The organism is Pseudomonas sp. LARHCG127 (assembly GCF_052871455.1).
Genome location: NZ_JBIXJT010000017.1, coordinates 1 through 13,958, shown reverse-complemented (window position 1 = coordinate 13,958; position 13,958 = coordinate 1). Strand labels below are relative to the sequence as shown.

Genomic DNA, 13,958 nt, shown 5'->3' with positions numbered 1-13,958 from the left:
AAACCCGAGCCTACCCAGCGCATCACCGGCCAGTGCGGTAACTATCTATCGTTTTTTCTGCAAGACCCGGCGAGTACGCCTGCCGTTCTTACTCCACCCAACGGCCCAATTGCTGGCGCAGCCGGCGATTCTCGGATCGCAATTGCTGGACCTCCTCCAACAGATCCAGGGCCAGGGCGACACCGTCCCATTCCAGTTCCAATTCGTGGCGCAGCTTGGCGGCCCGGCGTGCCAGGACCAGTTCATAATCGGTGAAACGCCAGTCCGTAGGTGCCGCGCCGTGAGGCTCGAGGATGCCGTGCTCGACGATTTCAATCACGTGGACATCCGCCAGCGCAGCGGCTTCACAGAATTCCATCAGGTTCAGTTCAATGATCGGGTCGTTCATGGTCTGCTTCTCCCAATGCTTCAACTGTCGAGTCTAGCCAGGATTGTGGAAAACCCGGTTTTGTGGCGAGGGAGCTTGCTCCCGCTCGGCTGCGCAGCAGTCGTAAAACCTGCCTACCGGTTTTCCCTGGCGCACCGTATCGAATGGTTTTGGGGCTGCTTCGCAGCCCAGCGGGAGCAAGCTCCCTCGCCACGGGGTTGTGTTGCCAGGCCTGTGATTACCGGTCAGAAGTTCTCCCGAGGATCGAACGCGGCTTTCTTCGCCAGCTCGGCCCATAGGGCCTTGACCGATTCGTCGCTGGCCTTGGGCATCACGGCCTTGAGCTGCACGAACAAATAGCCGCGTTCACCGGCCTTGTTGCGCAGGCCGTGGCCCTTGGCGCGCATGCGCTGGCCGTTCTGGCTGCCGGCCGGGACCTTGAGGTTGATCTTGCCGGTGAGGGTCGGCACCGCGACCTCGGTGCCCAGTGCCAACTCCCATGGCGCCAGGGGCAAGGTGATGATCAAGTCCTGGCCTTCGACGTCGAACTTGGGGTGCGGCGCGAAACGAATGGTCAGGTACAAGTCCCCATTGGCGCCACCACCGATTCCCGGCGCGCCCTGGCCCTTGAGGCGGATACGCTCGCCATCGGTCACGCCCAGCGGGATCTTCACGTTCAGGCTCTTGCTAGTGTTGCTCACGTGCTGGCCCGCCGCGTTGTATTGCGGCACCTGGAAGGTGACCTTCTTCGATTCGTTCGACAGGGTTTCTTCCAGGAAGATCGGTAATTCCATTTCCACGTCTTGCCCTCGACGGCCGGCGCTGCGACCTGACTGTCCGCCGCCGAAACCCGGCCCGCGATTACCGAAAATCGAACTGAAGAAGTCCGAGAAATCCCCGGTGTCCTGGCCGCCAAAACCGCCACGGCTCTGCCAGCCCGGTGGTCCCTGGAACGGCTGGCCGTGCTGGCCATACCGGCGCAGGTCGTCGTACTCGGCGCGCTTGTCGGCGCTTTTCAACGCTTCATAGGCTTCGGAGACGTCCTTGAACTTGGTCTCGGCGTCTTTCTCTTTACTCACGTCCGGGTGGTATTTGCGCGCCAGCTTGCGGTAGGCAGCCTTGATCGTGCTGTCGTCCGCCGTGGGCTCGACACCCAGGATCTTGTAATAGTCTTTGAAGTCCATCTAAGCATCACCATCCGTTATCGATGTCGCACCGCCACGCACAGCCTGCCCGGATAACCGGACAGCGGGTTGACCGACCTCAAGATTGGGACCGGGCGGCACGTCAGAAGTTTATCGGCAGCGGGTGGCGGTTCTTGCATCCGCCCTGTGCTACCGGCTCATGCCAGCAAGTTTGGGGGTATAAGAGAGTCTTTCAAGGCCCGCGTTCGAGAATTAGCAGATAACCGGCCTTCGAATCCGCGTCCCACTGGCATACACTGCGCGGCCGTTTTTTCAACTGGAACCCGAAAGACATGAAAAACGCATCCCCGGCCCGTGCCTGCGGCATCGACTTTGGCACGTCCAACTCCACCGTCGGCTGGCTGCGCCCCGGCATGGAAACGTTGATCGCGCTGGAGGACGACAAGATCACCCTGCCCTCGGTGGTCTTTTTCAATCTCGAGGAACGCCGCCCGGTGTATGGCCGCCTGGCCCTGCACGAATACCTGGAAGGCTACGAAGGCCGGTTGATGCGCTCGCTCAAGAGCCTGCTGGGCTCCAAGCTGATCAAGCACGACACCAGCGTGCTCGGCACGGCCATGCCGTTCAAGGATCTGTTGGGGTTGTTCATCGGCCAGTTGAAACAACGCGCCGAAGCCGCCGCCGGTCGGGAATTCGAAGAAGTGGTGCTGGGGCGCCCGGTGTTTTTCGTCGATGACGATGAGCTGGCCGACCAGGAAGCGGAAAACACCCTGGTGGACGTTGCCCGCACCATTGGCTTCAAGGAAGTCTCCTTCCAATACGAGCCCATCGCAGCGGCCTTCGATTATGAATCGACCATCCAAAAAGAAGAGCTGGTGCTGATCGTCGACATCGGCGGCGGGACCTCGGACTTCTCCCTGGTGCGCCTGTCGCCCGAGCGGCGCATGCATGACAACCGTCACGCTGACATCCTCGCCACCGGTGGCGTGCACATCGGCGGGACCGATTTCGACAAGCAACTCTCCCTGGCCGGCCTGATGCCGCTGTTCGGCTACGGCAGCCGCATGAAAAGCGGTGCCTACATGCCCACCAGCCACCACATGAACCTGGCGACCTGGCACACCATCAACGCGGTGTACTCGCAAAAGTCCACCCTGGCCCTGGGCAGCATGCGCTACGACATCGAAGACACCGGCGGCATCGACCGGCTGTTCAAGCTGATCGAACAGCGCGCCGGGCACTGGCTGGCGATGGAAGTGGAAGAAACCAAGATCGAGTTGACCCACACCGAGCAGCGCCATTTGCTCCTGGACCGGATCGAGCCAGGCCTGAGCGTGGACCTGAGCCGGGCCTTGTTCGAGTCGGCCATCGACGGTTTGCTGGAACGGGTACGCGGCAGCGTCACGCAACTGCTCAGCGATGCCAACGTGCGGGTCGATCAGGTCGATACGGTGTTCTTCACCGGCGGTTCCAGCGGCATCCCGGCGCTGCGCAACAGCGTCTCGGCGATGCTGCCCCAGGCGCGGCATGTGGAAGGCAATATCTTCGGCAGTATCGGCAGCGGGTTGGCGATCGAGGCGATGAAGCGGTATGGGAGCCAGGTCTGAACCAGGACCGAGGCGCCTGAATCGCGAGCAAGCTCGCTCCCACAGGGGATTGCAGTGCTCGGTTCATTGTGGGAGCGAGCTTGCTCGCGATGGGGCAGACCAGACACCCCATCTATCGGATCAAACCATCCCCACCTGCTTCAACTCACTCTTGAGATACGCATAATAAATCGGCCCCGCCACCACCCCCGGCAGGCCGAATGCGGCTTCGAACACCAGCATTGCCATGAGCAATTCCCAGGACTTGGCGCTGATCTGCCCGCCGACGAAACGGGCGTTGAGGAAGTATTCGAGCTTGTGGATCACGATCAGGTAACCCAGCGCCGCCACCGCCACCCAGATCGACAACGACAGGGCGACGATAGTGATCAGGGTGTTGGACATCAGGTTACCAATCACCGGCAGCAGCCCCAGCAGGAACGTCATCACAATCAGGGTCTTGGTCAAAGGCAACTGAATGCCGAACAGCGGCAGCACCACCGCCAGGAAAATTCCGGTGAAGAAGGTGTTGAGCAGGGAAATCTTGATCTGGGCGAAGACGATGTTGCGAAACGCCTTGACCAGCAGGTTCAGGCGATCGAACAGCGCCGCGGCCAGGGGCTTGCGCTTGGTCAGGTCGGGAATGCGCTGCAGGGCAACGATGGCCCCCAGCACCATGCCGATCAGCAAGGTCACGAACATGTGGGCAGCGTCCTTGCCCACCAGTTGCAGGTCGCTCAGGTGCTTGCTCACCCAGTCGCCGATTGCCACTCGGAACTCGGCAGCGCTGGCCGGTAGGTAGGCGTCGATGAACGGCGGCAATTGTCCACGGGCGCGGTCGACCACCGTCATGAATTTGTCCAGGGACGCGCCTGGGTTTTCTGCTTCATGGAGCAGGAAACTGAAGGCCCCGGCGAAAATCAACGAAAGCACACTGACCACCAGCGTGCCGAGCAACGCCACTGCCAGCCAGCGGGCACGGCGGCCTTCGATCAGGCGCTGCAACTGCGGGGTGAGCATGTTGACCAGTTCGAACACCAGCAGCCCGGCCAGCAGGCTCGGCAACAGGCGCAGCGGCAGCACCAGCAACAACCCACCAAAAATGATCACCCAACTGATCACCAACAACACATGACGCTGAGAAAACGTTGGCATACAGCCTCAGGACAAAACGGCGTGAAAGGATCGGCAGTCTGCCAGCGATCCGCTGGCAGCACTAGGGATTGTGTCGGCCGACCTTCGTCGCAGTTCAGGGGATATTTGTAACTATGCGCTGGCCCCATCGCGAGCAAGCTCGCTCCCACAGTAGATCGGCGTTGCCCGGTCCATTGTGGGAGCGAGCTCGCTCGCGATGGGGCCTTAGAGGTCAAACATCTACTTTTTCTTCAGGCACTCACTCATGAACGCCTTGCGGGCATCGCCCTTCAGCGCCTGCTCGGTGGCGGTGGCGTTGCAGCTCTTCATGCGCTCCTGCGGGGTAGCCTTGAGGCAATTGCTCATGAACGCCTTGCGCTCGTCGCCCTTGAGCGCCTTGGCGGTGGCGTCGGCATTGCAGGTGGTCATCTTGCTCTGCTGCGCCGTCTCGGCGAAGCCCTGGGAACACAGCAGCAAACCGATCATCAACAAAGGCACACGAAGCATCTTCATGGTGTTTCTCCTGGCTGCCACACGAGGGGGTGGCGATGGGGTGCAGTGTAGACAACGCCTGTTACACCTTCATCTGTTGGATCTCCTGTGCCTGGTCTATCGCCATCGCGAGCAAGCTCGCTCCCACAATGGACCGAGCGCTGCAGATCCCCTGTGGGAGCGAGCTTGCTCCGGGCGGCGATCCGACGATGAACGGTAACGCGGTCCAACTGGCTACACCCCGGCAGCCTTCAACCGCTCGGCATGCTCGACAAACAACCGGATCGGCTCCGCCCCCTTGCCCACCAGCCCCAGCGACTGGTTGACGATGTCGAAGTGGTCCAGCGGATAGTCGTCGCCGATGACCGTGCCCAGGTGGGAGCTGTAGCGTCCGACCAAGCCGTCGCATTGCCCCGCTTCCCGGACAAAGGTGCGGGCAAATAAACGGCACGTGCGGTTGGTGCCGTCGAACAGGTTGCGCCCTTTATCGGTGATGCCCGGCTGCAAGGTGCCGGACCATGAGTAATAGCGCACGCCATTGACCTCTTCCGGCCCCTGCCCACCCCAAGTGAGCGGCAGCCCCTGTGGAAAACGTTGGTTGAACAGCGCCACGCCAGCAGTGGTCAGGGAGACGTGGGACGCGTGGAGGTCCACCGGCAGCTTCGGCCCGCGATAGCCGGTGTCCAGCAGGCTCATCAGGGCGTTGATCAGGCGTAGCACGGCACTGAGCACGCGCCCCTTGGCGCTGTCGGCCGGGTAGTGGCGTTGCAGGTAATCAGCCAGTTCGGAGCCGTGGTTGGGGCCGGCCACCGACGTGACCGAGGCCACCAGGTCCGGGCGCTTGGCGGCGGCGTAACGGGCGGTGAGGCTGCCCTGGCTGTGGCCGATCAGGTTGACCTTCTGCGCACCGGTTTGCCGCAGGATGTCGTCGATCACCGCCAGCAACTGCTCGCCGCGCACCTCGGACGAATGCAGCGGCGATACCTTCACCGCCACCACCACGGCCCCACCGCGACGCAACGCCGAGACAATTCCATACCAGTACGGATACAGCACCAGGCGGATGAACCCGAGCATGCCCGGGACCAGCACCAGCGGGTAACGAGTGGCGCAGCGTTGCGACATGGCGACATCCTTGTGATCAAGAGGTGATCAGCATCAGTACCGATGATGACCAGTCTATGACACCCGGATGAATCCGTGGCGAGGGCGCTTGCTCCCGTCAGGCCACAGCAGTCCCTTTAGAAGGACCGCGCCAACGCCAGCAAACGCTCCTCGGCCTCGGCACAGGACAACGCAAAACTGCGCTCGGCCGACTCTTCACCTTCGGCGGCCACCACCGTCACATCGGTGATGCCGATGAACCCCAGCACCGTGCGCAACAGCGTGTCGGCGTGGTTCATGCTCTCCAGTTGGCCGCCGGGGCCAAAACCGAAATCACCGCGACTGGTCACGATCAGCGCCTTCTTGCCCAGCACCAGCGGCTCGTAGTGCGACACGCCGTTATCCAGGCTGTGATTGAACGTCAGACCGATGCGCACGACCTGGTCGATCCAGGCCTTCACGCCGCTGGGCACGCTGAAGTTGTGCATGGGCGCGGCGATCACCATGCGGTCATGGCCTTGCAGCTCCTCGACCAAGGCATCGCTCAGGGCCAGGTCCGCCTGCATGATCAACGGTCGATTCTGGGGCTCGGGGTAGAACGCCGCCGCGATAAAGGCTTCGTTGACCGGCGGTATCACCGTCCGTCCGACCTCGCGGCGGGTCAATTGGGATTGCGGGTTCGCGGCCTGCCACGCCGAAACAAACGCCTCGGCCAGGCGTCGGGAATGAGAGCGCTCGCCACGGGGACTGCCATGCACCACAAGAATCTTGCTCATCTGAATCTCCTTTTATGCGGCTACAATCAACACTGCTTGTGTGGCGCAGATTGAAGCCCGATGCTGCCAGCAGACAAATGAGCGTTAGTTCATCTGGATGAGTTAATTTCATCCGCAGCGTTTTTCAGGAGAATCCGGATGTTCGCCAACCTGCCGCTCAACGCCCTGCGCGCCTTCGAATCCGCCGCGCGGTTGCTCAGTTTCAAGGCGGCAGCGGCGGAGTTGTCGGTGACGCCTACAGCGATCTCCCACCAGATTCGAGCGCTGGAGAGTTGGCTGGGGCTGGTCCTGTTCGAACGCCTGCCCCGCCAGGTCCGCCTCACCGACGGCGGGCAACGCTTGTTCCACAGCTTGCACGGGGCTTTGCTGGAGGTAGCGCAGAGCGTCGATACCTTGCGACCGCAACGCAGCACCACCCACCTGACCCTGTCCACCACCGCCGCGTTTGCCGCCCTGTGGCTGGTGCCTCGCCTGGGGCGCTTTTATGCGCGCCACCCGAACATCAACGTGCGCCTGGACACCCATTGCGAGGTGATCGACCTGCACCAGGACGCCAGCGTCGACCTGGTGGTGCGCTACAGCCTCGACGCCTACCCGAACCTGTACGGCATGTGCCTGTTCGATGAAAGCTTCGGGGTCTATGGCTCGCCTGAACAGGTGGCCCTGGCGGCCCGGCAGCCACCGACGCTGATCAGCGTGCGCTGGCACAACTCCAAGCTGTACGCCCATGGTTGGGATGCCTGGTGCGCCCAGGCCGGGGAAACCTGGCTCACCCGTCAGCCGTGCATCCGCGAGTACGACGAGGAGCATTACGCCTTGCAAGCCGCGATCGCCGGGCAGGGCCTGGTGCTGGCGAGCAATATCCTCGCTTCGCAAAGCATCGCCAGCGGCTTGCTGGTGGGCTATCGCCCGGACGTCCAGGTCAGCGGCGCCGGCTATAGCGCCCTGTGCGTCCCGGGCCGCGAACGCCATCCGCCGGTGCGGGCGTTCTTCCAGTGGTTGGGGGAGGAGGCACGACTGTCCGGTTATGCGCTGAAAAATTCAGTAAAACTTTTTCAAGACCGCGTCACTCACATTTAGAGTGATCGCGCCAGCAGAGCGTGACGCCTCAACCGGATCAGCCTCCAGGAGAACGAGATGAGCGACATGCACTTATCCGATGTAACCACCCTGCGCGAACGGGCACGGCAAAACGTGCAGAACGGCGCCGTGACCGAAGGCTACGGCGCCGATCGCCAGGAGGTCATCCGCCTGCTCAACGAAGCGCTGGCCACCGAACTGGTTTGCGTGTTGCGCTACAAGCGCCACTACTTCATGGCCACCGGTCTCAAGGCCAGCGTGGCCGCCAGTGAGTTCCTCGAGCATGCGAACCAGGAAGCCGAACACGCCGACACACTCGCCGAGCGCATCGTGCAGTTGGGCGGCGAGCCGGAGTTCAACCCCGACCTGTTGACCCGCAATTCCCACGCCCAGTACATAGCGGGCAACACCCTCAAGGAAATGGTGTACGAGGACCTGGTGGCCGAACGGATCGCCATCGACAGCTACCGGGAAATCATCCAATACATTGGCGAAAAAGACCCGACCACCCGGCGCATCTTCGAAGACATCCTGGCCCAGGAAGAAGAGCATGCCGATGACATGGCCGATATCCTGGCTGATCTCTGATACCGCCATCGCGAGCAGGCTCGCTCCCACAGGGGACCGCATTCTTCCTGAAGAAACTCGGTCGAATGTGGGAGCGAGCCTGCTCGCGATGGGGCCGGCAGTATCACTGCAAGGCTCGGCTACCGGGTAGGCTTGACCGTCACCGGCGCCTTGCCCGCCTTCATCTGTTCCAACAGCGGCGCGCACTGGTTCGGCTCTCCGCCGCTGGGCGCCACCAGCGCCAGCAACCCGGCCGCCGGCGCGGCGATCACGCCCAACGCCACCATCCCGGCACCGCGCAGCATCAGGGGTACGGCCTTGACCCCGGCGGCGGGCTTGGCGAACGTGCCCCGCACATACAAGGGTGAACGCAGGGAAATCAGGCGCCAACCCTTGGACTCGGGGGTGATGGTCAGGTCCAATTGTTCACTCGCCATGTTCGCCGTGCCGTCGATGTAGATGATCGCGTTCTCGGTGTCGAACACGAACAGGCGCGTGGTCGCCAGGCCCGTCTTGATGTCGAAGTCGGCTGCCGCGCAGTTGATCTTTACTTCCTTGTCGCCAAAGATTTTCCCTACCACGTAGTTACCAACGTTCAGTCCCGCCAGCTCCATCAATTCCCGACTGATGGCGCCATCGTTGATGAGCATTTTCAGCGTACCGTTGGAGGTGCCCAGCAACGCCGCCACCGAATTGCCGCGCCCGGCGATGTCGGCATCGCCATTCAATTCGCCGAAGCTGGTTTTCATCGGCTCGAAACCCGGGAACAGCTGCTTGAGCTTGAACCCCCGTGCCGTCAGCTTCGCCTGGCCTTCCAGCGGCCGGGTGCGCCCGTTGAGGCGGATCTGCGCATCGAGGCGGCCACCGGCCACACCGAAACGCAGGGGCTCAAGACTCAACTGCCCGTCGTTGAGCACCAGATGGGTGTACAGGTCGGTGAACGGCAGCTGCTCGCTATGGACAATGCGTTTGCCGGTGAACTCCACATCGGCGTCCATCACGCGCCAACGCTCGGTGCGAAACTCTTCTACGGGCAAGACCTTGCCGGTCGGCTGTTTGCTGGCGCCGCCGCGAGCCTTTTGCTCGGTGTTGGAGTCAGCACCAATCAACGGCGCCAAGTCGCTGAACAGCAGTTGATTGGAGACCAGCGCGCCACTGAGTTTCGGCCGCGGCTGGCTGGCGACGTAAGCCAGGTCGCCATGGATATCGCTGTCGCCGATCTTGCCGTTGAACCCCTCATAGCGAAACAGCGCTCCACCCGGCTCATGCAGTTTGGCGATCAAGCGGCCATCGGTGGCGTAAGGCGGTGAGTCCGGCAGGGTCACGCCGGTCAGTGGGTAGAGATTGGCGAGGCTGTTGCCCGCCAGTTTCAGGCGCAAATCCAGCGCCCCGAGGTTCAGCGGGTCGATGAGGGTGCCGGCCAGCTCGACACGTGTGTCACCGATCTTCGCCTGGGCCTGGAGTGGAAAAGGTCGTGACGCATCCTTCAGTGCCAGCAAACCACCGACCTTGCCGGAGCCGGTCAGGTTTTGCCCGTGATACTGCCCGTTGACCTTGAAGGCGAACGCGTAGTCCTGTGGCGTCGCGCCTTGGCCCTGGGCTTTTTTTGCGGCTTTGTCACCGACGATATCGCTGAACGGAATGGGTTTGCCCAACGGGTCGATCAACAGGTCGAGGCGGGTCTTGAGTGTCTGGTCGTCAAGGGTGACGTGCCCCTTGTCGAAACCAATGGCACCAATGTCCACCACCCAGCTGGACGGCTCGGCGTCCGGGTCTTTCGGATCGAATTGGAAGGTCCAGTTGGCGCGCCCGTCCGCCAGGCGCTGCAGATTGGCGTTGGGCTCCGTCAAGTCGATGCGGGGAATCGCCACTCGCCGGGCCAGCAAGGCCAGGGGCGAAACGCGCAGCTCGACACGCTTGAGCGTGACCATTTGCGGCGTTTTCGACCAATCCGGGTTACCCAGGCTCAAGTCTTCGGCCACCACATGGGGCCACGGCAACCAGGCGCGCCAGCCACCTTCTTCCGGCTCACGCTGCCAGATCACCGCCAGGTTGCCGTTGATGGCGAAGGGACGATGCAATTCCTCGGAAACCTTGGCGTTGAGCGAGGGCTTGATGCGGTTCCAGTTGAAGAAAGCGATGACCAGTACCAACACCGCCAGCAAGACAACAAGGCTGGCAAAGCTCCAGGCGAGAATTTTCGAGGTGCGCGTCATGCACAAGGCTCCTGATGACAAGTCAGCATCCGCAACCGCGGCGCTGTTTTAAATACGAACCTGCACCGGTTCGTCATGAAGGGTTGGACTGGCGAAACGGCCAACAGGTGCCGATGAACGGCACAAAAAGATGCCAGGATTCTGACTGATCGGCCAACAAACTGTTACCGCCCCCGCACATTTGCGAGGCAGCGATGGGTACAAAATACCCACCACGGTGCAAAACAGCACCTCGGAAACGCCCGTTCTAGAGCCTTCGCTGCGAACAATCAATTCCGTTGATTATTACCATTGCGTTTATGAACTTTTATATCGACTTATCGAGAGTAGCATTGCCCTCGTACCCACTTTATCGCCCTCCCAAGGAGCAACGATCATGAAACGCCAATTACTGATGAGCCTGTCCCTTTCACTGCTGGCCTCTACTGCCTTCGCACTGCCAGCTTCCGAACAAGCCACGCCACAGGTCAAGGACAGCCACTCTGTCTACAGCCAGACGGTTGCCGAAGGTGGACGTGATCGCCTGGAAGAAAAAGGCCTGGCCGAAGACGGTTATGACCGTACCAAGCAGAGCGATACCGTGGCAGCTGACGGTTCCGACCGCACCCCAGGCCAAACCCTGGCAGCCGATGGTTCCGACCGCACTCCAGGCCAAACCCTGGCAGCCGATGGTTCCGACCGCACTCCAGGCCAAACCTTGGCAGCCGATGGTTCCGACCGCACTCCAGGCCAAACCTTGGCAGCCGATGGTTCCGACCGCACTCCAGGCCAAACCTTGGCAGCCGATGGTTCCGACCGCACTCCAGGCCAAACCCTCGCCGAAGGTGGTGGTGATCGTGTGATCGAACGCAACAGCACCGTGAGCTGAGCCCATGGTGGCCCAGAAAAAAGCCCGATTCCTGCAATCGGGCTTTTGACTTTTCAAGCCCTTCGTTTTCCCCGCCCGATCCCCCTCTACCGTTCGACGTCGGCAAAGCCGATTTGCTAGAGTGCACCGCTCCCGTGAATCAGAAGCCAGCCTTGCGATGCTGCCCCGCGCCGAACAGAAACAACAGACACGTATTGCCCTGATGGACGCAGCCCGTCATTTGATGGAGTGCGGCCGGGGATTCGGTAGCCTGAGCCTGCGGGAAGTCGCCAGGACGGCGGGCATCGTGCCCACCGGGTTCTACCGGCACTTCGAGGACATGGACCAACTGGGCCTGGCACTGGTCAGCGAAGTCGGCCAGACCTTCCGCGAAACCATCCGCCTGGTCCGCCACAACGAATTCGTCATGGGTGGCATCATCGATGCGTCGGTACGGATCTTTCTCGATGTGGTTCAAGTCAACCGATCCCAATTCCTGTTCCTGGCCCGCGAGCAATACGGCGGCTCCCTGCCGGTGCGCCAGGCCATTGCTCAATTGCGCGAAGACATCAGCTCGGACCTGGCCGCCGACCTGGCGTTGATGCCCAAGCTGCAGCACCTGGACCTGGCCGCCCTGGGCGTGATGGCCGATCTTATCGTCAAGAGCGTATTCGCCACCCTGCCGGACATCATCGACCCGCCCGCCCAAGCCCTCCCCGAACACCTCACGCCCCAGGCGAAGATTACCCAGCAACTGCGATTCATCTTCATTGGCCTCAAGCATTGGCAAGGGTTGGGCAGTACCGAATAACTATCAACGTGCCTCCTCTGTGGGAGCGAGCCTGCTCGCGAAAGCGGTGTATCAGCCCCTGATTGCTCATCTGACATACCGCCTCCCGAAGAACCGCCTGGGAGATGTGGCAATTTCTGTAGGAACTGCCGCCCGCTGTGATCTTTCGGTCCTCTTCCCCCGCCAAACCCTCGGACATTTCCTTCAACACGCCGGGCTGTTCATGAACTAGGCACCCTGGTTTCGTGCCGCTAACCTTGGTTCGTCATCGCAAAAAAAAACGGTGACACGGACGTGCAAGTCCGGATTGGTACGCAATTGGTCATGGCTATTGACCGAGCATTTTTTTATGCTCGCGTCCGTCATGGCGATTGTGCGTGGGAGACCTTCGGGTCTGCCGGGGGTACCAGCCGGTCTTGCACACCTACGCACAGTTGCCACCTCTTCGAATGCAAGCGAAAGGATGTCGACCCCAACTCTGGTACATAGATATGTTCAAGGTCACTCCAAATCCGCCAAAAAGCGGCCACAAATCCCGCGTCCAAGCGCAGGAAGAAAAAAAGCTCGATGACGCGGCCACCCGCGCCCTCGACTACTACCTCAAGCCCAAGCCCGCCTCACCGCCCGAACCCGATAAAAACCAGCTCTTCATCGTGTCCCCACACATCGACACCGAGACCCTGCTCGCCAACGCTTCCGAAGACCTGCTCTCCATCAGCACCATCGCCGCCGACCTGGCTGACGACGTGGATGACTCACGCCGCTGTGTCGCCCTGGCGATCAGTCGCATGGCCGATGGGGTGCAGTTGCTGGTCGAGCGGGCGTTGGATCATTTGGAAGCCAAGGAGATGGCGGCGCCTGGTGCCAAGGGGTAGCGCCTTGCTTTGATGCAAGCTGGGCCGACGCCATCGCGAGCAGGCTCGCTCCCACAGGGTTCTGAGTCGAACCGAATCTCAAGCTCAACACCAATCCATTGTGGGAGCGAGCCTGCTCGCGATAGCGGTGTATCAGCCCCCTGATTGCTCATCTGACACACCGCCTCCCGAAGAACCGCCTGGGAGATGTGGCAATTTCTGTAGGAGCTGCGGACGGCTGCGATCTTTTGGTGCTTTTCCCCGCCAAACCCTCGGACATTTCCTTCAACACGCCGGGCTGTTCATGAACTAGGCAGCGCTTTCGAGCGCCGCTAACCTCTGTTCGTCATCGCAAAAACGGTGATACGGACGTGCAAGTCCGATCCAGGAACGCATTCGTTATGGCTATTCGCCGAGCATTTTTTTATGCTCGCCGACTGTTATGGCGGCTGCGCGTGGGAGACCTTCGGGTCTGCCGGGTTCCTGGACCGGTCTTGCACACCTACGTACAGCTGCCACCCATTTTTCGACGTGCAATCGGAGGGTGCCGGCTCCACTTCCAGGAATTTTCACTATGTTCAAAGCAACTCCGAATCCCCCGCAAAGCGGCCACAAATCTCGCGTCCAAGCGCAGGAAGAAAAAAAGCTCGATGACGCCGCCACCCGCGCCCTCGACTACTACCTCAAGCCCAAGCCCGCCTCACCGCCCGAACCCGATAAAAACCAGCTCTTCATCGTGTCCCCCCACATCGACACCGAGACCCTGCTCGCCAACGCTTCCGAAGACCTGCTCTCCATCAGCACCATCGCCGCCGACCTGGCTGACGACGTGGATGACTCACGCCGCTGTGTCGCCCTGGCGATCAGTCGCATGGCCGATGGGGTGCAGTTGCTGGTCGAGCGGGCGTTGGATCATTTGGAAGCCAAGGAGATGGCGGCGCCTGGTGCCAAGGGGTAGCGCCTTGCTTTGATGCAAGCTGGGCCGACGCCATCGCGAGCA

The 13,958-nt window shown here is 61.4% G+C and carries 14 protein-coding genes; 7 read left to right on the top strand and 7 right to left on the bottom strand.

The window, feature by feature from the left end; genetic code table 11:
- Positions 1-88: 88 nt before the first annotated feature.
- Positions 89-388, bottom strand: a complete 300-nt coding sequence (locus tag ACIPQ1_RS24245) for a chaperone modulator CbpM (protein ID WP_250965635.1) — start codon at positions 386-388, stop codon at positions 89-91.
- A 224-nt stretch (positions 389-612) separates the two neighbouring features.
- Positions 613-1,551 (bottom strand): DnaJ C-terminal domain-containing protein, encoded by a 939-nt coding sequence (locus ACIPQ1_RS24240; RefSeq protein WP_181287345.1) that lies wholly within the window; start codon positions 1,549-1,551, stop codon positions 613-615.
- Between the two features lie 293 nt (positions 1,552-1,844).
- On the opposite strand from ACIPQ1_RS24240, the gene ACIPQ1_RS24235 reads away from it, so the two are divergent.
- Positions 1,845-3,119, top strand: a complete 1,275-nt coding sequence (locus ACIPQ1_RS24235; RefSeq protein ID WP_446534911.1) for an Hsp70 family protein — start codon at positions 1,845-1,847, stop codon at positions 3,117-3,119.
- Between the two features lie 120 nt (positions 3,120-3,239).
- Here the strand turns inward: ACIPQ1_RS24235 and ACIPQ1_RS24230 are convergent, their stop codons facing one another.
- The 4 genes from ACIPQ1_RS24230 to ACIPQ1_RS24215 all read right to left on the bottom strand — a co-directional run bounded on the left by ACIPQ1_RS24230 (position 3,240) and on the right by ACIPQ1_RS24215 (position 6,604).
- The gene (locus ACIPQ1_RS24230; protein WP_446534910.1) at positions 3,240-4,253 is read right to left on the bottom strand and encodes an AI-2E family transporter; all 1,014 of its coding nucleotides are present in this window, start codon (positions 4,251-4,253) and stop codon (positions 3,240-3,242) included.
- A 219-nt stretch (positions 4,254-4,472) separates the two neighbouring features.
- A complete protein-coding gene (locus ACIPQ1_RS24225; RefSeq protein ID WP_186707797.1) occupies positions 4,473-4,745 on the bottom strand; it encodes a PsiF family protein in 273 nt (90 codons plus the stop codon).
- A 213-nt stretch (positions 4,746-4,958) separates the two neighbouring features.
- Complete coding sequence (locus tag ACIPQ1_RS24220) at positions 4,959-5,849, bottom strand: esterase/lipase family protein (RefSeq protein WP_411386366.1); 891 nt, start codon at positions 5,847-5,849, stop codon at positions 4,959-4,961.
- A 116-nt stretch (positions 5,850-5,965) separates the two neighbouring features.
- Complete coding sequence (locus ACIPQ1_RS24215; protein ID WP_446534909.1) at positions 5,966-6,604, bottom strand: FMN-dependent NADH-azoreductase; 639 nt, start codon at positions 6,602-6,604, stop codon at positions 5,966-5,968.
- Positions 6,605-6,742: 138 nt separating this feature from the next.
- Here ACIPQ1_RS24215 and ACIPQ1_RS24210 point away from each other — a divergent pair, with 138 nt between their 5' ends.
- On the top strand, positions 6,743-7,684 hold the full coding sequence (locus tag ACIPQ1_RS24210) for a LysR substrate-binding domain-containing protein (protein ID WP_411386364.1): 942 nt from the start codon (positions 6,743-6,745) through the stop codon (positions 7,682-7,684).
- A gap of 57 nt (positions 7,685-7,741) precedes the next feature.
- Entirely contained in the window at positions 7,742-8,272 is a 531-nt protein-coding gene (locus tag ACIPQ1_RS24205; RefSeq protein WP_186707806.1) for a ferritin-like domain-containing protein, read from the top strand.
- A 119-nt stretch (positions 8,273-8,391) separates the two neighbouring features.
- Here the strand turns inward: ACIPQ1_RS24205 and ACIPQ1_RS24200 are convergent, their stop codons facing one another.
- Positions 8,392-10,467 (bottom strand): AsmA family protein, encoded by a 2,076-nt coding sequence (locus ACIPQ1_RS24200; protein WP_411386363.1) that lies wholly within the window; start codon positions 10,465-10,467, stop codon positions 8,392-8,394.
- Positions 10,468-10,843: 376 nt separating this feature from the next.
- Between ACIPQ1_RS24200 and ACIPQ1_RS24195 the strand changes: the two genes are divergently transcribed.
- From ACIPQ1_RS24195 to ACIPQ1_RS24180, 4 genes are all read left to right on the top strand, one after another.
- Entirely contained in the window at positions 10,844-11,335 is a 492-nt protein-coding gene (locus ACIPQ1_RS24195; RefSeq protein WP_446534908.1) for a hypothetical protein, read from the top strand.
- 157 nt (positions 11,336-11,492) lie between these two features.
- Positions 11,493-12,125: a TetR family transcriptional regulator gene (locus tag ACIPQ1_RS24190; protein WP_122567276.1), complete on the top strand. Its 633-nt coding sequence runs from the start codon at positions 11,493-11,495 to the stop codon at positions 12,123-12,125.
- A gap of 470 nt (positions 12,126-12,595) precedes the next feature.
- Positions 12,596-12,979 (top strand): DUF6124 family protein, encoded by a 384-nt coding sequence (locus ACIPQ1_RS24185; RefSeq protein ID WP_446534907.1) that lies wholly within the window; start codon positions 12,596-12,598, stop codon positions 12,977-12,979.
- Between the two features lie 553 nt (positions 12,980-13,532).
- Positions 13,533-13,916 carry a DUF6124 family protein gene (locus tag ACIPQ1_RS24180; protein ID WP_446534906.1) on the top strand — a complete coding sequence of 128 codons (384 nt, stop codon included), beginning with the start codon at positions 13,533-13,535 and terminating at the stop codon, positions 13,914-13,916.
- The last annotated feature ends 42 nt before the right edge of the window (positions 13,917-13,958 follow it).

Coding starts and splice junctions, on each gene's coding strand:
- ACIPQ1_RS24245 (WP_250965635.1), bottom strand. CDS start 388: ATGAACGACCCGATCATTGAACTGAACCTGATGGAATTCTGTGAAGCC.
- ACIPQ1_RS24240 (WP_181287345.1), bottom strand. CDS start 1,551: ATGGACTTCAAAGACTATTACAAGATCCTGGGTGTCGAGCCCACGGCG.
- ACIPQ1_RS24235 (WP_446534911.1), top strand. CDS start 1,845: ATGAAAAACGCATCCCCGGCCCGTGCCTGCGGCATCGACTTTGGCACG.
- ACIPQ1_RS24230 (WP_446534910.1), bottom strand. CDS start 4,253: ATGCCAACGTTTTCTCAGCGTCATGTGTTGTTGGTGATCAGTTGGGTG.
- ACIPQ1_RS24225 (WP_186707797.1), bottom strand. CDS start 4,745: ATGAAGATGCTTCGTGTGCCTTTGTTGATGATCGGTTTGCTGCTGTGT.
- ACIPQ1_RS24220 (WP_411386366.1), bottom strand. CDS start 5,849: ATGTCGCAACGCTGCGCCACTCGTTACCCGCTGGTGCTGGTCCCGGGC.
- ACIPQ1_RS24215 (WP_446534909.1), bottom strand. CDS start 6,604: ATGAGCAAGATTCTTGTGGTGCATGGCAGTCCCCGTGGCGAGCGCTCT.
- ACIPQ1_RS24210 (WP_411386364.1), top strand. CDS start 6,743: ATGTTCGCCAACCTGCCGCTCAACGCCCTGCGCGCCTTCGAATCCGCC.
- ACIPQ1_RS24205 (WP_186707806.1), top strand. CDS start 7,742: ATGAGCGACATGCACTTATCCGATGTAACCACCCTGCGCGAACGGGCA.
- ACIPQ1_RS24200 (WP_411386363.1), bottom strand. CDS start 10,467: ATGACGCGCACCTCGAAAATTCTCGCCTGGAGCTTTGCCAGCCTTGTT.
- ACIPQ1_RS24195 (WP_446534908.1), top strand. CDS start 10,844: ATGAAACGCCAATTACTGATGAGCCTGTCCCTTTCACTGCTGGCCTCT.
- ACIPQ1_RS24190 (WP_122567276.1), top strand. CDS start 11,493: ATGCTGCCCCGCGCCGAACAGAAACAACAGACACGTATTGCCCTGATG.
- ACIPQ1_RS24185 (WP_446534907.1), top strand. CDS start 12,596: ATGTTCAAGGTCACTCCAAATCCGCCAAAAAGCGGCCACAAATCCCGC.
- ACIPQ1_RS24180 (WP_446534906.1), top strand. CDS start 13,533: ATGTTCAAAGCAACTCCGAATCCCCCGCAAAGCGGCCACAAATCTCGC.